Genomic DNA, 18533 nt, shown 5'->3' with positions numbered 1-18533 from the left:
TCAATCAGAGGTTCCCAGATCGCCCATGTCTCGTCCGTAAAGGTGCCTGTTCTGTCTCCTTCTTCCATCCCTACAATATGGGAAGAAATTCAAGATCTAACAGGCCCTAATATCACACAATTATACACAAAACAAAATCTATATTAATTTTGAATTTTGCAAATACAGGTCTTCTTATAAGACCATAAAAACATCTAAGCTAAAATATTCGTACTCTCACACATCCAACCGACCCTCACGAACAAATCCACAATCGTCACACATCCTTATACCCCAACTGCGACAATATCTCATGCCGTAGTCCCAGAAGGTAAGGATCGTCCCTATGGCGATGAAAAGGAGCCTCCACGCGGATATCGGACAGGATACGTGAACGGTTCGTGCCGCCCAATGTCAGCACCCGTGTCGCCAGAAACAGTGCTTCATCCACATCATGCGTGACCATGATCGCGGTAAAACCCCTTTCCTTCCAGAGTCTGTGCAACTCTGTCTGCATCGTAAGCCGTGTCAGCGCATCAAGTTTGCCCAAGGGTTCATCGAGAATAAGCATTCGTGGATGATTGACGAGAGCACGCGCCAGTGCGGTCCGTTGCGCCATGCCGCCGGACAACTGGTGTGGCCAAGCTTTTTCAAAACCACCCAATCCGACAAGCCGGATGGCTTCATCAACAGCATGGTCGTCTCTTTTTCCTGAAATATCCTGTGAAAGCGCCACATTCTGCCGCACGGTCCGCCACGGATAGAGCGTCGGATCCTGAAACATCACGATACGATCCGGTCCCGGACCGGTGACAGATCTGCCATCCACCTCAATCCATCCCGCACTCGGTTTTTCAAGACCCGCGATCAGACGCAACAGGGTCGATTTGCCGCACCCGGACGGCCCAAGGAGCGCCACGAACTCTCCCGGTTCCACGCGTAGATCCATTTCCTGAATGACCGGACGATAGGTTCCATCAATGTGATACCCATGCTGCACACCGCGCACATGCAACGCAAGGTCTTCACCAGACTTTCTTGGCTCAACCGTCACCATTTGAGACCATCCTTCTGCCAGACAAGAAGTTTATCCCGCACCCGAAAGAGCAGCGTGATCAGGCCGGTGCACATGACGGACATCACCACGAGCGCAGCATACATGTTGGGATAGGCCGCCCATCCCTGCGCCCACTGCATGTAAAAGCCCAGTCCCGCTTTCACTCCCAGCATTTCAGCCACCACCAGCATGGCGAATGACGCGCCCAGCCCCATGAACAGCCCCACAAAAATCTGTGGAAGAGCGGCCGGAAGAGCAACGCGGAAGACAAGAAACCGCTCCCCGGCTCCCATGGTGCGCGCCACATCATGAAAAGCCGGGTCCACTGCGGAAATGCCCGACCATGTCAGCACGGCTACGGGGAAAGCCGAAGCCAGCATCATCAACGCTTCGCCAGCCACCCAGCTCGACGGGATCATGACGAAGGCCAGCGGCAGCAGAGCAACCGGAGGCAGTGGGCCGATCATGCGCAGCACCGGGTGCGCCCAGTAGCGAAATCGCATAGAGCGTCCCAGACCGATCCCCACAGCGATGCCGAGCAGAGAACCGAGGCTATAGCCCACCAGCAGCAACCCGAGCGAATGAAGCAGCGAATTGCCCAGACGCGCCCAGTCCGTGAGGAAAACATCCAGAAGATCCTGCGGCGTGCCAAAGAATGGGCGTGGGAGCAAAAGCAGTTTGGCCTGCGCCACCTCCCACGCACCAAGCCCCAGACCGAGTGCCAGCGCCCATGCGGCGCGCTCACGAAGCAACTTCAGCGCAGCACCGGTCAGCAGAGCCATCCCCACCACGGCAAAGACAGCAGCAAGTACGTCTGTTACGGGAAAATCATCCGCATCCGGCCAACGCCACGTCAGGAGAGATGCAAGCAGCCACACCGGCCCTGCAAGCCACACCACAGGCGATATCCTCGCCGCAGTCTGTGTATCCATGTCCGGCACAGACGCCACAAACGTCGCCTCCGCCCCGCTCATGACGCGAACAGATCCTGTGTCACCCGCGCGGCATATCGTATAGTGTCGAGCGAAGACCGGAACACGCCAATACCCTTGAGCGCCTCGGCATAACGCACAATCTCATCACGGAAGGAGCCGGCAAGCGTCTGGTGATGATGCCCCTGTATGCGGATCATCTCGGCAAGATCTTTCGCGGGAACCTTTGGAGCGAAAGGCTGGAATATCTTTCCGGCTTCAGCCGGATTGCAGGCCAGCCACGCACCCGCATCCATGATTGCTCGTGTAACCGCACGCGCGACATCTGGCTCGTCCCGCACCAGACTGCCCCGCAGACCGATAACGCAGCAGGTCGTGTGCGCCCATGCCCCGGTCATGTTGCTGTCGATATCACGCAGATTGAACTGTTTCTTCTGCATCCAGCTCACAGGATCACCATCCGAAATGGCCTGCACTTCACCCCTTTGCAGGGCCAGCGGCAGAAGATCGGGAGGAAAGGCACGCCACGAAACATCGGTTTCGGGATCCACTCCTGCTTCTTTGAGACGGATAGAGAAGAAATTGCGATCCGGTCCACCCATGTCGGTCACGCCGACTGTTTTACCTTTCAAATCACTCAGAGAACGGATGGCGCTGTCACGGGCCGTCATCAGATACATGCAGCCCGCGTGAAGACCGGCCACCAGCTTCACGTCAAACCCCTGTTGCAACGGCTTGAGCCATCGCAGCGCCATACCGGGCGCTCCATCTGCCTTTCCCGTGGCCAGCGCCTCAAGAAGCTGATCGGTTGCACCGCCGAAATTCACATAATCCACTTCAATATTGTGACGCGCGAAAAACCCCTTCTCTTTCGCCACAGGAACCGCCGCCGTGCAGACCGAGTTCTCATTCCATGCAATCGTCAGCTTGCGTGGCTTGGCAAGCGGGGTGACATCCCCGGCGATGGCGGCTGCGCATGCCTCCTCATGATCCGGCATGTTCTGTGCATGAAGAGAACGCGAAGCCAGAGTTGCTGCCCCCACGCCAGAAAATGCTGCACCAAGAAGCCACCTGCGAGAAAAAGAGGCACCGAACGTCATCAAGCCGTATCCTGAGCTGTCAGAGGCGCCATCAGCGGCGCAAAGGGAAGATGGTGAAAAGCCCGGCCGCACCACGCCAGGCCGGTGACAATCCGCTCGCTAATCACAATGTCGCGCACCACACAGAACAGAACGTCATGCGTGCCAGACGCGCGAATATCCTCAATCACGCAATCCAGCGTTACAGCGGCATCGTCGAGCAATGGGGAGCCTGTCGTTCCAACACGCCAAACGCCACTTGCAAACTTTTCATCGGACGTGCGGCGCGAACTTGCGAAAATTCCAGCCACACCGTCATGCCCATGCCCAAGAATGCTGATCCCCACCACACCATTGCGTCGGAACGCCTCATGGGAACGATTGCTGCGGTTGAGGCACACCAGAACAGTCGGAGGCGTATCGCTCACACTCGTAATGGCGGAGACCGTCAGCCCGTGGCGTCCAGCAGGACCGTCAGTGGCCACCACTGTCACGGGTGCCCCGAGACGACTCATGGCTTCCCGGAACAGTTCCGCCGACACGGGAGAGACCACCTCGGACAGAATGCCGTCAGGCAGCATGAGTCACCTCTCCCCGGTTGAGTTCCAGAACTGACAGGACACGCGCGCTTTCCGTGCGGTCCATCCAGTCGGGTGAAACATCGGCAAAGCGGACGACGCGCCCCGGCCCCACGATGATGACAGCAGGCTTGGGAAGCTCCCATGTGTCATCGAGACCATTCAAAACAACGCTCTTTCCACCCTTGGCGAGAGCACTCTGCCGAGAGGCTTCATCGAAGGTGTAGGTCAGACCCAGCGCCCGCGACAGCTTCAGCCCTGTATCGGTGACAACCGGAAAAGGAAGATCGTGACGTACAGCAATGTTGGAAAGCGTCGCTGCCGGCTGAGGGGAAATCGCCACCAGCGGAATACCTGCGGCCTTGAGGTCCGGCCACAGGGTGTCGCGATAATGAGGAAGGGCTATGTTGCAGGCCGGACAACCGGCAAAGCGAAAGAACACCAGTACCGCAGGCCCTTTCGCAACCAGATCATCCAGCGAAACCGTGCTTCCATCGACGGCCGGAAGCGTGAAGGCCGGCAACACGTCCCCTTCGCGCACGATATGCGCTGCCTTGCCATGCTCGCGCACCAGCGTTTGCCTCTGGTTGATATTGACGGCCAGAGCCGCAGGCTCCCACGTGCGCTCACGCTCTTCTTCCAGAGACCGGAACTGTGCGCGAAGGGAAGCGGCAGATGCAGATGACGTCATGAGAAACCTCGTTGCGAAAATCGGAACGATCCGATCCTGCCGCGAAGACTTCTCCAGCCCATAAGGAGTTCTTGTCATCCGTTCCTTGAGCATCTTTCAACCGCTCGCAGCCGCCGCCAGCAAATCCCCAAGATCGGTTGCGGCATCACCAAGATGGTTACGTCGCACAAGAATGGTCTCGATCTCGGGAACCGCAGGAAGAGCATCGCCTGTAATGGTCGGCAGACCTTCCGCCGTCGCGAAGCGACGCGTGCGGCAACTCACACCCAGTCCACCACGCACACCGGCGCGCATGGCTGGAAGGTTGGGTGTTTCCAGCACCAGTCGGTAATCGCGTCGCTCCTGTGTCAGCACCCGCAGAGCGGCATCGCGAAAACGGCAGGGCGGCTCAAGAAGAACCAGTGGCACCTCGGATCGTTCGGCAATGGCTGGATCGCCGATCCATGTCATGCGGTCATGCCCGACCACTTTCCATGTCGCGCCAGAGCGGTCTCCGTGCTGCCCAAGGCATAAAACAAGATCAAGCCTTGAACGATCGAACATCTCAAGCAGTTCTGCCGATCCTCCCACACGCACCACCAGCCGCGAACGGGGATGCGCCAGACGGAACTGTCCCAGCACGTCCGGCAGAAGTGTGTCAGCAAAGTCCTGCACCATACCAACACTGATCGGCTCCGGCTCGGAATCCTGCCCAAGAGTACGCATGATCCGGTCATTGAGTGCGAGGAGTTGACGCGCATATCCCACCAGTTCCTCACCGATGGGCGTGAGAATCAGACGGCGGCCATCGCGTCGAAAAAGCTTCTGCTGAAGCACGTCTTCCAGCCGCTTCATCTGCAAGCTGAGCGCGGATTGGGTCAGAAAGATCGTCTCCGTCGCCTGCGCCATCGAACCCGCCTCTACGATGGCCACGAACGACCGCAGCAATTCGCTCGGCACGTTGCGGGCCATACGCTGGGGCAAAGGCGTGGCAGAGGAAGATTGGGCGGTTTGGGACATGCCGAAGTCTCCAGTCTCACTCTCCGCTCAGTGGACGATGTGGCCACATTAAGAGAGATGAAGTGCGTCTTGAGCATTCCTCGCTTGCTTTTGTTCGATTTTCAAGCGTTAATTTTATTATCAACTATATTTTTTAGTGAATAAGGAGCGTTGACTATGCCCGTCGAGTTCATCGGCTTCATCGGCAGCCGCAATCATTCAGAAATCATTCCTCCATCCGACCCCGTCGTGGATCCGAAACACATAGAGACAGCCGCAAAAATTCACGAGAACGGAGGATTCGACCGTGCACTGATTGCGTTTCACTCCAATTCGCCCGAAAGCATACTGATCGCACAACACGCAGCCTCAACCGCGCCCGATCTCGGTCTGTTGATCGCTCACCGCCCCGGTTTCAATGCCCCGACCATAGCCGCGCGTCAGTTTGCCACGCTCGATCACATCACGCGCGGTCGTGTTGCCGTTCATATCATCACGGGAGGAAGTGATTTGGAACTGCAGGCCGATGGCGATCACACCACCAAGGCCCAGCGCTACGCCCGCACCAGCGAGTATCTCGACATTGTGCGTCGGGAATGGAGCGAGACTTCACCATTCGACTACAAGGGCAAATTCTACGACGTGCACGGGGCCAATTCGCTCGTCCATCCCTATCGGGAAGAGGGCATTCCCGTGTATTTCGGCGGCTCATCCGAAGAAGCGATCGAGGTCGCTGGCAAACATGCCGATGTGTATGCTCTGTGGGGTGAAACCTACGAACAGGTGGCCGAAACCGTCGCCCGTGTTCGCGCTGCCGCAGCGAAACACGGTCGCTCGCCCCGTTTCTCACTTTCCCTGCGTCCTATCCTCGCGGGAACGGAAGAGGCCGCATGGGCACGTGCCGATCATATTCTCGAAAAAGCCAGCGCTCTTCAGGAAAAGACCGGCTATGTCCGCGCGGCGGAAATCCCCAATGAGGGCTCCCGCCGCCTGCTGGCCGCCGCCGCACAGGGAACGCGGCTCGACAAACGGCTCTGGACGGGCCTTGCGGCGCTGACGGGCGCCAAAGGCAACTCCACTTCGCTGGTCGGCACGCCTGAACAGGTGGCTGAAGCCCTCATCGATTATTACCGGCTGGGCATTTCCACCTTCCTCATCCGTGGTTTCGATCCTCTTCTCGACGCCTATGAATACGGTCGCGACCTGATCCCTCTGGTGCGCGAACTGGTGGCCGAGGAAGATAACCGCGTTCTCACACGCGCGGCCTGACACCGCCATGCCCTCATCATCCGCGCCCCCCCTTCTTCTTGATCAGATCGGCGCCCCCATTGCTGCCGTTCTGGCTGACTATGCGCAGCAGGTGCGCGTCGTAGCGGGAGATCGCGATAAGGCTGAACCCTGGCGGACTGAAGGTGCGGACATCCTGTTCACTGGCCCCTCTCCAAGCTGGGCAAATGCTCCATCGTTTCCACCTACTTCATGGCAGGACGGTCCACGCTGGGTTCAAGTAGCATCAGCCGGAATCGACAGTTTTCCGAAATGGCTGACGGAAGGGCGCATCGTCACCTGCGGGCGTGGAGATGCCGCCATACCGATTGCAGAATATGTGATATCTGCCCTGCTCCAGTACGAGCGTCAGATCGATGCGCTACATCCGACCACGCCGCAGGAATGGGCGGAGGTAACAGCTCCTTTTCGGCACAAGCCCATCACCGGAACTCTTCACGGCCGAACACTGGGACTGGCAGGGTACGGTGCAATCGGACGAGCTATCGCCCTGCGTGCCCGCGCTTTCGGAATGCGTATCCGCGTGCTGCGACGGGGTTCATGGGCAGAGACGGAAGATGGCATCGAACCCGTCTCGTCACTGAGCGAACTCTTTTGCCAGTCCGATCATCTCGTTCTCGCGATGCCGCTCACCAATGAGACACGCGGCATCGTCAACTCCGATGTGCTGCGTGAAGCAAAGCCGGGACTGCATCTCGTCAACGTCGCGCGTGGCGCACTGGTGGATCAGGACGCACTCCTGAAAGCCCTTGATGCCGGTCGTCCGGCCTTCGCCACTCTGGATGTCACCACGCCCGAACCTCTGCCTGCCGGGCACCCTCTCTACATCCATCCCCGCGTGCGACTGACCCCGCATATCAGTTGGGTCGGACCGGATGTACGCACCAATCTTGCGCGGCGCATCCGCACCAATCTGTCACGTTTCCTCAACAATGAACCCCTTCTCGACACGATCGACCCGACACGCGGTTACTGAGCGCGCAAAACGAAGGATCCTTCTTCATGAACGCCATCTCTCCCTTTTCTCCCCCCAAGGCCCGCACTTACCGTCTTGAGCCGCGTCCACCTGCCACGTCGCATGAAGAGGAACGCCTGCACCGCAAGCAGCGGCTGGCCGCGACATTCCGCCTGTTCGGCCGGTATGGTTTCGATCAGGGACTGGCCGGACACGTGACTGCCCGCGATCCGGAATTTCCTGATCAATACTGGATCAACCCACTGGGTGTGCATTTCTCCCAGATCCGCACGTCCAATCTTCAGCTTGTCGATCATGAGGGCAACATTCTCATCGGCAATCGTCCGATCAACACGGCGGGGTTCACCATCCATTCCGCGTTGCACAAAGCCCGTCCAGACGTGATTGCTGCTGCCCACACCCATTCCACCTACGGCAAAGCCTTCTCGGCGCTCGGCGTTCCTCTCCTGCCACTCACGCAGGATTCCTGTGCTTTTTACGAAGATCATGCCGTCTTCGATCCCTTTTCGGGCGTCGTGCTGGAAGACAGCGAAGGCGAACGGCTGGCGGAAACACTAGGCAATCACAAGGCGCTCATTCTGCAGAATCACGGCCTGCTGACGGTAGGTCATTCCGTGGAAGCCGCCGCATGGCGTTTCATCGCCATGGACAACGCCGCCCACGCCCAGCTTCTCGCGCAGGCTGCAGGCCCGGTGAAACCCATCGCTCCCGATATCGCCCGCAAAACCGCAGCACAAGTCGGCACCGAACAAGGTGGCTATTTCTCGTTCCAACCCCTGTGGGACTGGATCGTGGCGCAGGAGCCCGATCTCCTCGACTAACCCTTTTTCACAGGCAGGAGTTTTCCATGGCCACGATTTCCCCTCTGCGTGACTTCATCGTTGATTTCACAAAACTTCATGACTCCGGAAAGAACGCACAGACACTCCAGACCGAAGGAGCCGCACTCCTGCTCAGGCTTGTTTCACGCGACGACTGGTTGCCTGACGAGTTCGCTCAACCCAGTCCGGAACGCTACAGCCAGTATCTCCTGCATTGCGATCCGCTGGAGCGTTTCTCTGTCGTCAGCTTCGTCTGGGGCCCCGCACAGAAGACGCCACTTCACGATCATCGTGTCTGGGGATTGATCGGAATGCTGCGTGGACGCGAGAGCGAGACGCAGTATGTGCGTGACGAAAACGGTCATTTCCGTGCCACGGACACCACTTTCCTCGAACCCGGCGAAGTGGCACCCCTTACCCCCGGCATCAACGATTACCATCTGGTGGCCAATGCGCTGGAGGATCAGACTTCCATCTCCATCCATGTCTATGGCGCCAATATCGGCGGTATCGCCCGTGCCACCTACGACCCCGACACAGGCACGGAAAAAAGCTTCATCTCAGGCTATTCCAGCCAGGAAACACCCAATCTGTGGGACCGATCCCGCGAAAGGCAGGCCGCATGAACGCGATTTCTCCTTCTGATGCTCCGCTGACCGAAGTCTCTTCCGAAACCGTGCGCGAACGACTTCGTTCAGGCGAGGAAATCGCCCTGCTCGATGTGCGCGAGGAAGCACCCTTCGCGGCAGGTCATCCTCTCTTTGCCGTCAACCTGCCGTTGGGGCGCATTGAGGAACGTGTGACGGGTCTTATACCACGGCGCACGGCACCCATCGTGGTGTATGACAACGGTGAGGGGCGCACCCGGGCTGCTGTCGGGTTACTCCGACAACTGGGCTATACAAACGTCTCGGTGCTGGCGGGCGATCTGGATGGATGGAGCGCATCGGGAGGCGAACTGTTCATTGACGTGAACGTGCCTTCCAAGGCTTTCGGTGAGTTGGTCGAGCATGTCCGCCACACACCTTCTCTTTCGGCGGAAGAGGTGCATGCCCACATCGCACGAGGAGACGATCTCGTCATTCTCGATGCCCGGCGCTTTGTGGAATACAACACGATGTCCATTCCCGGTGGCCGCTCTGTGCCGGGCGCCGAACTCGCTCTACGCGCGCGTGATATCGCGCCTTCGCCCGATACCACTGTGATCGTAAACTGTGCCGGTCGCACGCGCTCGATCATCGGCACGCAATCTCTCGTGAATGCGGCCTTCCCCAATCCGGTATTCGCGCTGCGCAATGGCACCATCGGCTGGACTCTGGCAGGATTTGAACTCGATCATGGCGCAACACGAAAATCCCCTGATCCTACAGACGAAAATCACGAAAGAGCGCGACGGAGAGCGCGCGAACTAGCCGAGAAGACCGGAGTGGGGAACATTACAGCCGAGCAGTTGCGCGCGTTGGAAAATGAAACCGACCGCACACTCTACCGTCTGGATGTCCGCTCCCCCGAGGAATACGAAGTCGACCACCTCGTGGGCTTCCGCTCCGCTCCCGGCGGGCAACTTGTGCAGGCGACGGATGAATGGATTGGCGCACGTCATGGCACGATCGTGCTTACCGACACAGACGGCGTACGCGCCCGCATGACTGGCCACTGGCTGTGTCAGCTTGGATGGAAACACGTCTATGTTCTGGATGACTGGGAGGGATTGAAACACGCAACTGGACCGGAACCGACCCTGCTGGCATGCCCTCTTTCTCCGGTCTCGGTCCTCACCGCTGCTGAACTGGCAACGGAACTTACCGGCGCGACCCCACCGCTGGTGCTCGATCTTGCCACAAGCCGGACATTTCGTGCGGGTCATGTGCCCGGCGCATTCTTCATCCTTCCCACAGACCTGACAACACATCCACGTGTACAGAGCGCCAGAAACGTCGTTTTGACATCTCCCGATGGCGTGGCCGCACATATTGCCGCCTTGCGATTGGAAGAAAACGGTGTGAGGACGCGGGTTCTGAAGGGGGGCTCCGCGGAATGGGAGGCGGCGGGCCGCCCGCTTGCCTCCGGCCTCACTGATGACAATGCTCTTTCGGCACCCATCGATATCTATAAGCGGCCTTACGAAGGCACGGATAATGCCCGTGAAGCCATGCAGGCCTATCTCGACTGGGAGTTCGGTCTCATTGCCCAGCTTGAGCGCGACGGCACGCATGGATTTTCGGTGTTGGAATAAGCCATACTTCACTGAATGTGCCGAAGAAAAGGGAGAAGCGAACATGCGCTTCTCCCTTTTCTATTTTGGGTTCGGACATCACTTCCGACATCCATCTACAATGTGAAGCGGGCTGTCACGAAGATCGTTCGCGGATCGGCGTAATAACCAGAATAATAGATCGGTACCCCGTTTCCCTGAGTGAAAGCGGTTCCTTGAAGATAGCGATGGTCCAGAAGGTTTCGTCCCTGCGCCTGCAACTGCCAGCGTTTGTCTGGACTGGTCCAGCTCATCATCGCGTTGACATAGGTCTGGGGCGGAATCCGATCCTGACGATTGGCGAGCGATGTCGTGTGCAAGCTGCTTTGGAACGAAACATCGGCACCGATCACAAATGTTCCCGGTAGGGGAACTGGGATACGATAGGTCAAAGAACCCGCCGTCTGAAAACGCGGTGACCACGGCAAGGGCGCACCGGCATAAGGCGTCGTGTTGTAAAGGCTTCCGTCAGCCAGTGTTATATGACTGGCATTGCCTTTGAATTTATCAAGCACGGAGTAAAGATAAGAGGCAGTATAGTGCAGTTCGAGATCCTTAGTGACCTTCACGAATGTTTCGATTTCGGCACCAGCGGAATGCCCCTTTCCCGCATTGAACCGACGGCTCAACCCCGAGGACGGATCAAGTGTGGTCAACTGGATATCGTCAAACTGGTTCCAAAACAGCGCACCGTTAAAGCGCACACGCCCCGGCACTGGGTCAGATTTCAACCCCACTTCGTAGGTTGTTACAATCTCGGGCTTGTAGGGAATGGATGCTTGCAGGCTTCCTGTGGCACCCGGTGATTGGGCACGAAAATCATACCCTGCTGACTTGCCACCCTGTGAAATGGAAGCATACGTCATCAGATGAGGCAGAGCCTGCCAAGTGATTGCCCCTTTGGGAAGAAGCTGTATCCAACTCTTTCGTCCAGAAGCTGTCCATGCCACACCGCCCTGCGGACTGGAAGACAGCAGCGTCGCAAGCTGGTTGGCAACCGTGGTGATGTGATTGCCTCCGGCAAGATAGCTAAGCGTTTCAGAGTTTGAATGATTTTCCCAATTGAAGCGCAGCCCAGCTGTTAACGTCACGGTGGGCGTGATGTGATAATGCGCTTCTCCATACACAGCCCAGTTGCGATTAAGCTGGTCGATCACAGCATTGACCGGCATGTAGCGGATCTGTGCTGGATCATTGGTCATCGTGCCATAGGAATTGTTGGCATTACGGTTGGTGAACCAATCCTCATAAAGGAAATACGCGCCGACATTGAAATCCACCTTGCCGTAATCGCCATGCAGGCGGAATTCTTGCGAATACATCCGATCCTTGTAGGAGAGTTGCTGCGATCCACGCGAATAGATATCACCGTAGTTGTCGTACATGCCTTTGTCGTCATATCCACGGATGCCGGTGATCGAGAACAAGGTCAGACGTGGGGAAATGGTGTAACGGATATTACCAGTAAACCCGGCCTGCGAATAATTGTTTTTAGGAAACGCTGGATTGTAATTACCGTATTTGTAACCATTCAGAAGGTTGCCCACACCACGATTGGTGCTGCCATCCACTGTGCCGTCAAAAGCAAGCGTAATGTCCCAGTCCTGATTGGGCGTGAAGCGAAGTTTACCGCGGGCCTGCGTGTAATCGATGTTATTGGTGTCCTTGTCTACCGCATAGTTGTGATCGATCCCGCCCCGCCCATGATGATCGAAGGCTAAGCTGCCATAGATTTTGTCCTTCAGGATCGCACCACTGGCCGCCACACCGATCTGCCATTCGTTGTAGGTGCCGTAACCAGTTTGGACCACAACGCGCCGCTTGTTGGTGGGCACGAGAGTATTGATGTGCACCCCTCCACCCTCAGATTGATGGCCGATCGACGTTACAGGTCCACGGTCGATCTGGATGTTCTCCACATCAAGCAGTTCCTGCATATTGCCCATGTTACGTGGCAGGTACACCCCGTCGATATAGGTGCCAACGGACGGCTCGCCCTGCGGATCGATCTCACCAATGCCACGAATGAAGTAGTTCGTGACGGAATAACCCGGCATATTATTGGGAATGTACAGATTGGGCGTCAGACGTGCGAGTTGTTTTGTGCTCTGCACACCCAGACGATCGAGCCGCGCAGCTGACATCAACGTGGCGGATGAGGGTGTTTTCTGAAGTGCTGCCTCTTTACGGGCCGTGCGACTTTTGCCCGCGATGCTCACCGTTTCGGCCTGATCGGATGCCCGCACGGCAGAAAGGGTTTTGGCATGACGGGGCGAATGGCCGGAAGTGGAGCTACTGTTATCAGGCACCACATGCCGGGTGACCGCTGTTGCCGCGAAAGCATCCTGTGCCGATCCCAAAAAAAGAAGCGTCGCGCAGCATGTCGTCTGAAACAGGAGATGAGAACGGAAACGTTGGTTTCCCACATATTCAGCCAAAACAGTGCCATGACGCAAATGCATTGTCGCCTCGGTCTCATGCGCAAGAGAAAAGAAATGAGAAGAACACTAACTCTCCTTCACCCTCCGCTATGTCCTCAAATGCACTCGGATCGTCCATCAACTAATCCAAAAGACTGAAATGATGCTTTCTGTTCGGTTGCTCTCCCCGATATTTATCCAACAGTCGAGTATTTTTTATATTTGAAACGCCTCAATTCATGAAAGGATCAATACATCATAATTCTAAATGGAAACATGCATGATGTCTTTCGATCCACATATATCTCGCCGTCATTTCGGTCTCGGAGCGCTCTCCATTCTCGGTACTTCATTCCCACTCTCTCCGCACCGCGCCCACGCGGCAAACCTCCCATCCATCACTCTACGTGTTGCCAGCTTTCGCGGTATGGATTCCACAATCATTCCTGCTGCGGGTCTCGCGGATTTTCCATACAACGTGGAATTCAGTGAATTTAATTCAGGCAATCTCATTGCTCAGGCCATCAATGCCAATGCTGTCGACATGGGAGGATGGAGCGAGATTCCTCTTGTCTTCATCGCGGCGTCCGGTGCGCGGGTGAAGATAGTTGCAACAATCGATGGTCCCACAACCAATCAAGCAGTCGTTGTACCCGCAAACTCTCCCGCCCGTTCATTCGCCGATCTGAAAGGTCGGAAAGTCGGCTATATCCGTTCGACCACAGCACATTATTTCCTGATACGGATGCTTCAGAAAGTCGGTCTTACATTTGCCGATATCACGCCGGTTCCACTCGGAATGAGTCAGGGCCTCACAGCACTGAAATCAGGCAGCCTGGATGCCTGGGCAACCTATGGTTACGTCATTCCGCTTCTCATGGCTGATGGTTTCGGCCGCATTCTCGAAAGTGCCGAAAATATCCTGTCCGGCCATTACTTCATCGGCGCCAACCCACTCCAGCTTCCCGACCCGAACTTTCGAGCAGCCGCAGCGGATTATATCAACCGCCTCGGTAAAGCTTATACACTTCTTACACAGAACAAAACACGATGGGCGAAAGCCATTTCCCCTATCATCCAGATACCCGAACCCATTGTACTGAGCGATCTCGACGCTCAAAATCGTCCCTACCGCATACGCCCATGGAATGATGGTGATATCCAGAGCGCTCAGATTGTTGCCGATACTTTTATAGAACAACGCCTCATTCCCTCACGACCGGACCTGAAGTCCGTTTTCTCCAATGAATTGACAGCCCTCCTGACCGGCTGATGTGCTGCCAAAGTAGTCAGGGAAACTTCACATCGGAAAATATCTGGTTTTCATGCCGATTCGCTTGTCGTGCATAACGTTCCGAGGAAAGTTCGACACCTTCACGCAACAATGGCCCCAGTCGCCAGAAATTACGCAATGGATCCGCACTGGCTCCATCCCATCCGTAATCATGTCGGATTTGTCCAAGAGGATCATGAGACAGTTCCTCGCGCCGCACAGCACCTACACCCACATAGAGTGCATCTTGAGGGCAATAGATCTCACACATAAAGCAGGTCTGGCATTGATCCGGACGAGCAACAGTCGGAGCCTGTCCTTCCTGTCCCATATCCAGAACATGATCCGGGCAAGCCACAACACAGGCATTGCAACCGGTGCAACGCTCATCAAGAATGTCTATGGTCATGATACTCTCTTCGCTGCGCTTGAACTCTCCAAGTTCGCATGAACCCTCTCAAGCCCAGTTGTCAGAAGATGTCGTTCGTAATCAGCATTCATATCCGGATAATCCACACGCACATGCATGCCTCGGCTTTCACGGCGCGTCCGGGCAGCCGCATTGCACCACCGTGCGGTAGCGGCCATGGCCGCCGTTTCCCGCGCAGCAACTGCATCAAGACCTTCACCATGCAGATGATCCCGTGCTTCCACCCATGCAGCTTCCAATTGATCCGAAGACGCCTGCAACTTTGGTTCGCTACGCCACAAAGCCTTGATCGGATCGAGAATTTCCTCTTGAACCGTGCGAATGATGGCCGTTCGGTCAACAGAATGAGCACTTCCCGTAGGACGCAATCCTACTGCGCCTAGCGCCTTCAATGCGCCTTTTTTTCGGCTGTGGCGCATGGCTGACTGCGCAGCCGCATGCCCTGCCAACCTGCCAGAGGACAAGGCCCATGCAGCGTTCTGCGCTCCGCCGCCACTGGTGGCTCCCGCGATATGCTCGCGTGTGGCCGCATCTCCGGCGGCATAAAGCCCCGGCACCGATGTCGCGCATCCGGTATCCACAATACGCAAACCGCCGACACCCCGGATCGTACCCTCGCCAAACAAACTGACTTCGAAGCGATCACGGAACATGTTCAACCCACGCCGCTCGAATGCGGCAACAGTTGCCGGTTGGATCTCGCGAATTACGGCAGGCAGTTCGGCTGGAGCTTCATGCAGATCCGCATACACAGCACCTTCCCGAAACGCCGTCGCCAAAGCGCAGAGATAGTCACGCGGTCGATCCCATCCCGGAATCTCCAACTGATCTCCATCTGAATTAAAAAACCGCGCACCGGTATAGGGCAGCGTCCGAGTACACAACCACGAAGGAGAGATGGAGTAGGACACACAGAATTCCATGCCCGACAGTTCCGCACCCGCTTCCACACCCATGAGGTACCCATCCCCGGTATTGGAATAACTGCCGAGCAATCCGGAGCGGAACGCGCACCCTCCCGTCGCAAGGATTACAGCTCCAGCTGATACCCGCCATGGCCTGCCCAACAGACGCGCATAACCCGCAGCCCCCGCAATGGCACCATCCGTTCCCGCCAGAAGTTCCAATGCCGGGTGATGATTGAGGATCGTCACACCCAGCGAGAGCGCGTAGCGCCTCAACGCGCGCAGATATTCCGGTCCGCGCAACCCCGAACGAAACACACCGCCACGTCCATCACCGGAGAATGGATACCATGGTGCAAGTTCAGGGATGGATTGCCACGTTATATCGATAATCCGATGCATCCACGCTGGATCGGCCAGTCCGAAGGCTGTTTCAAGCCTTTTTCGAACCGCAGCCTCCCGCCGGCCTTCCTCTGGGGGCACCCACCAATGATTGGGACCGGCAGGCGCTGTGACACCGCTCGTTCCCATGAATCCCTTATCCACCACGACGACGGACGCGCCCGCCTTGGCTGCCGATATGGCAGCCCATCCCGCTGCCATGCCGCCACCTATGATCAGGACGTCTGTGGTCATTTCATGCATGGTGGAGCTTTCGCGGAAAAAGACTGAAAAAGGACGAAAGAAGACGATCTTTCATCAGAACTTTCACTCTATTCTCCACATCCCGCACCAACCAGACAGTATTTCTTACGTGCACCTTGATGAAAACAAATCGAATACAGCCAAGCGTGTCACATACCATCTGAAGATTCAGAACTCCTCACTGTCCCTTGTTGTCCGCCTGCCTCAATGTAATATCATGTTGGTCAACAGAACCGACGCGAACAGCAAAGGGAAGTTACACATTCCGCATCCCATATGCCCTCCGTCGGCTGTTCACCTCTAAATTTTCCCTGTCAAAGCGACGACATGCACAAGATACCTTGTCTCATCTTTCTGGAGTTTCACCCCTGATGACATCTTTTCCCGACCGTGACACCGGTTCTTCGGTCGCCCCATTCATTCTCAACCGCTGGTCTCCACGTGCTTTCACGCCTGATGACATCACGCGAGACGAGCTCCTAAACATTATCGATGCTGGCCGTTGGGCACCTTCCGCTTATAATGCGCAACCGTGGCGTTTCATTTACGCACGACGCAACACACCGGATTGGGAGCGGTTCCTGTCATGGCTAATCCCCTTTAACCGCGCTTGGGCGGAAAATGCGTCTGCCATTGTCTACGTTGCTTCCCGCACAGTCACGGACAGTGCCCGCACAGGTGAACCGGTCGATGCACCGTCTCACGCATTTGACGCTGGAGCTGCCAGTGTTCTGATCCAGTTGCAGGCCAATCAGAACGGATGGTTTACTCATCCCATCAGCGGTTTCGACAAGGAGTTAGCCCACGCCGGCTTGGAATTGCCTGAAGACCATGTGGTGCATGCAGCCATCGTTCTTGGACATCGTGGAGATACCAATCAGCTACCGGAAAATCTTCGGGATCGGGAAGCACCATCGACACGCGTCCCCCTTGAAACGCTGGCCTTTGAGGGCCGCTTTATACCTCCGACATCCAAATCCTGACCGATCAGGCGGCGATCCCACTGGGATCGCCGTTTCAGATTTCATGCTTTCCTTCGGTTTTTCGTTCCCTGTCGATCCGATCAAGAAGTCGCTCCAGAGCATGAAATCCTGCCTGCCACATCCCCAGATTTTCCCGGTTTCCTATATGTCCAACCCGTCCTGCCGGAAATAGTTCCGCTCCCCAGCGTTGAGCCAGAAACCGCGCCCGGCACGGCGAAAGCCACTCGTCATTATCGCTCGCGGCCAGAACGGATGGAAACGCAACGGCCTTTTGAGGCACAGGCGCGAATCCTCTCGTTCGCATCACATCCGATGCCCGGGCCTCGTCCACATCCGCCGGAGCCACCAGCAAAGCGCCCGCAACGCTCAGTTCCGCACAATGAACCGTCAACAAGGCGCCCAGACTATGGGCAATGATTACAACTGGCCGCACACACACGTTCACGAGAGCCTGTAGAGCCATTTGCCATGCCACCAGATCAGGACGCGACCAGTCACCCTGTTCGACGCGCTGCACAGACACCCCATGCCTCAGCAGAAACTCCTCCCACAGGGATTGCCAATGTCGCGGGCCTGAGCCGTCAAGACCGGGCACAATCACCACATCGAAAGCGGCGAGACGTTGAACGAGGTTCTTCCGCCCATCCTGTTCTTTATCAACCAGTGACAAAACCGGGTGCGGCACGGGAAATTCGGAGCGCGACGAAGAGGAAAGACGCATGACAGGCCTCCGGCTAACGGGCATCAGATCATTGTTGATGTCATGATACTCTTTTCTGAAAACGTCTTTCGTGAATAAGAGAAAACCCATACATTTCGGAGGAATCGGTGGGCTGTTGAGAAACAGAAAATAGCATCGTGAAACGATTTCACGAATCATGCGCATCTCCATCTGACAAAATAATCAAATTCCGAATCCATTCTTAAAATTAAAGGATCTTACCGATAATGACTCCCAGAACAGCGACTTTTCCACGATGTCAAAAGTTCCCGCACGCATCACCCGATCTTCTTTCCCTTTCAGCGGGTAGAGATCTCTCACACCGAAAGCAGCAGTTTCACTTTACTCCGATAGGGAAACATTCCCATGATTGCCTCCCGCATCATCGAGATTGATGGCATATTCCTCGGAACCCTAGGGCCTGTTAGGGCTTGATCCAGTCTGCTGCGGCAGCGATGTGGATGACCGCGAGGAACGACGTTGCTGTTTTTTCATATCTGGTTGCGACAGCGCGCCACTCCTTG

17 protein-coding genes and 1 pseudogene are annotated in these 18533 nt (G+C 56.4%); 7 read left to right on the top strand and 11 right to left on the bottom strand.

The annotated features are described in order from the left end of the window. Window positions 1–256: 256 nt before the first annotated feature. The 6 genes from GOB87_RS14370 to GOB87_RS14345 all read right to left on the bottom strand — a co-directional run bounded on the left by GOB87_RS14370 (window position 257) and on the right by GOB87_RS14345 (window position 5315). Window positions 257–1036 (bottom strand): ABC transporter ATP-binding protein, encoded by a 780-nt coding sequence (locus GOB87_RS14370; protein ID WP_166318265.1) that lies wholly within the window; start codon window positions 1034–1036, stop codon window positions 257–259. Further along, window positions 1030–1968, bottom strand: coding sequence for an ABC transporter permease (locus GOB87_RS14365; RefSeq protein ID WP_242006470.1), 939 nt, complete (start codon window positions 1966–1968; stop codon window positions 1030–1032). Before GOB87_RS14365 ends, GOB87_RS14370 begins: the two co-directional genes overlap by 7 nt. A gap of 38 nt (window positions 1969–2006) precedes the next feature. Continuing rightward, window positions 2007–3068, bottom strand: coding sequence for an ABC transporter substrate-binding protein (locus tag GOB87_RS14360; protein ID WP_166318259.1), 1062 nt, complete (start codon window positions 3066–3068; stop codon window positions 2007–2009). Beyond that, the gene (locus GOB87_RS14355; RefSeq protein WP_166318256.1) at window positions 3068–3628 is read right to left on the bottom strand and encodes a flavin reductase; all 561 of its coding nucleotides are present in this window, start codon (window positions 3626–3628) and stop codon (window positions 3068–3070) included. Before GOB87_RS14355 ends, GOB87_RS14360 begins: the two co-directional genes overlap by 1 nt. After that, entirely contained in the window at window positions 3618–4316 is a 699-nt protein-coding gene (locus GOB87_RS14350) for a peroxiredoxin-like family protein (protein ID WP_166318253.1), read from the bottom strand. The genes GOB87_RS14355 and GOB87_RS14350 overlap by 11 nt, the downstream gene beginning before the upstream one ends. Window positions 4317–4412: 96 nt before the next feature. Next, a complete protein-coding gene (locus GOB87_RS14345) occupies window positions 4413–5315 on the bottom strand; it encodes a LysR substrate-binding domain-containing protein (RefSeq protein ID WP_166318250.1) in 903 nt (300 codons plus the stop codon). 156 nt (window positions 5316–5471) lie between these two features. On the opposite strand from GOB87_RS14345, the gene GOB87_RS14340 reads away from it, so the two are divergent. From GOB87_RS14340 to GOB87_RS14320, 5 genes are read left to right on the top strand one after another with little or no spacing between them, the layout of a single operon-like run. Next, on the top strand, window positions 5472–6563 hold the full coding sequence (locus GOB87_RS14340; protein WP_166318247.1) for an LLM class flavin-dependent oxidoreductase: 1092 nt from the start codon (window positions 5472–5474) through the stop codon (window positions 6561–6563). A 7-nt stretch (window positions 6564–6570) separates the two neighbouring features. Then, on the top strand, window positions 6571–7557 hold the full coding sequence (locus GOB87_RS14335; RefSeq protein WP_166318244.1) for an NAD(P)-dependent oxidoreductase: 987 nt from the start codon (window positions 6571–6573) through the stop codon (window positions 7555–7557). A 26-nt stretch (window positions 7558–7583) separates the two neighbouring features. Next, complete coding sequence (locus GOB87_RS14330) at window positions 7584–8378, top strand: class II aldolase/adducin family protein (RefSeq protein WP_166318241.1); 795 nt, start codon at window positions 7584–7586, stop codon at window positions 8376–8378. A 26-nt stretch (window positions 8379–8404) separates the two neighbouring features. Next, the gene (locus GOB87_RS14325) at window positions 8405–9004 is read left to right on the top strand and encodes a cysteine dioxygenase family protein (protein WP_166318238.1); all 600 of its coding nucleotides are present in this window, start codon (window positions 8405–8407) and stop codon (window positions 9002–9004) included. Continuing rightward, window positions 9001–10614, top strand: a complete 1614-nt coding sequence (locus tag GOB87_RS14320) for a rhodanese-like domain-containing protein (protein ID WP_166318235.1) — start codon at window positions 9001–9003, stop codon at window positions 10612–10614. Before GOB87_RS14325 ends, GOB87_RS14320 begins: the two co-directional genes overlap by 4 nt. 95 nt (window positions 10615–10709) lie before the next feature. On the opposite strand, the gene GOB87_RS14315 is transcribed toward GOB87_RS14320, so the two are convergent. Next, a complete protein-coding gene (locus tag GOB87_RS14315) occupies window positions 10710–12941 on the bottom strand; it encodes a TonB-dependent receptor (RefSeq protein ID WP_264806296.1) in 2232 nt (743 codons plus the stop codon). Window positions 12942–13332: 391 nt separating this feature from the next. Here GOB87_RS14315 and GOB87_RS14310 point away from each other — a divergent pair, with 391 nt between their 5' ends. After that, window positions 13333–14325: an ABC transporter substrate-binding protein gene (locus GOB87_RS14310; RefSeq protein WP_166318229.1), complete on the top strand. Its 993-nt coding sequence runs from the start codon at window positions 13333–13335 to the stop codon at window positions 14323–14325. Between the two features lie 16 nt (window positions 14326–14341). Here the strand turns inward: GOB87_RS14310 and GOB87_RS14305 are convergent, their stop codons facing one another. Together GOB87_RS14305 and GOB87_RS14300 are read right to left on the bottom strand one after the other, a co-directional pair. Beyond that, window positions 14342–14734, bottom strand: coding sequence for a 4Fe-4S dicluster domain-containing protein (locus tag GOB87_RS14305; RefSeq protein WP_166318226.1), 393 nt, complete (start codon window positions 14732–14734; stop codon window positions 14342–14344). Then, window positions 14731–16296, bottom strand: a complete 1566-nt coding sequence (locus GOB87_RS14300; protein ID WP_242006467.1) for an FAD-binding protein — start codon at window positions 16294–16296, stop codon at window positions 14731–14733. The genes GOB87_RS14305 and GOB87_RS14300 overlap by 4 nt, the downstream gene beginning before the upstream one ends. 380 nt (window positions 16297–16676) lie before the next feature. Between GOB87_RS14300 and GOB87_RS14295 the strand changes: the two genes are divergently transcribed. Continuing rightward, a complete protein-coding gene (locus tag GOB87_RS14295; RefSeq protein ID WP_166318220.1) occupies window positions 16677–17288 on the top strand; it encodes a nitroreductase family protein in 612 nt (203 codons plus the stop codon). Between the two features lie 34 nt (window positions 17289–17322). Here the strand turns inward: GOB87_RS14295 and GOB87_RS14290 are convergent, their stop codons facing one another. Next, window positions 17323–18009 (bottom strand): RBBP9/YdeN family alpha/beta hydrolase, encoded by a 687-nt coding sequence (locus GOB87_RS14290; protein ID WP_166318217.1) that lies wholly within the window; start codon window positions 18007–18009, stop codon window positions 17323–17325. Window positions 18010–18433: 424 nt separating this feature from the next. Beyond that, window positions 18434–18533 (bottom strand): annotated as a pseudogene (locus tag GOB87_RS14285) (IS5-like element ISMex42 family transposase); the annotation flags it as partial.

Origin of the sequence: Acetobacter estunensis (genome assembly GCF_011516945.1) — a bacterium.
GTDB classification, from domain to species: Bacteria; Pseudomonadota; Alphaproteobacteria; order Acetobacterales; family Acetobacteraceae; genus Acetobacter; species Acetobacter estunensis.
This window is presented reverse-complemented; position numbering and strand designations above follow the sequence as displayed.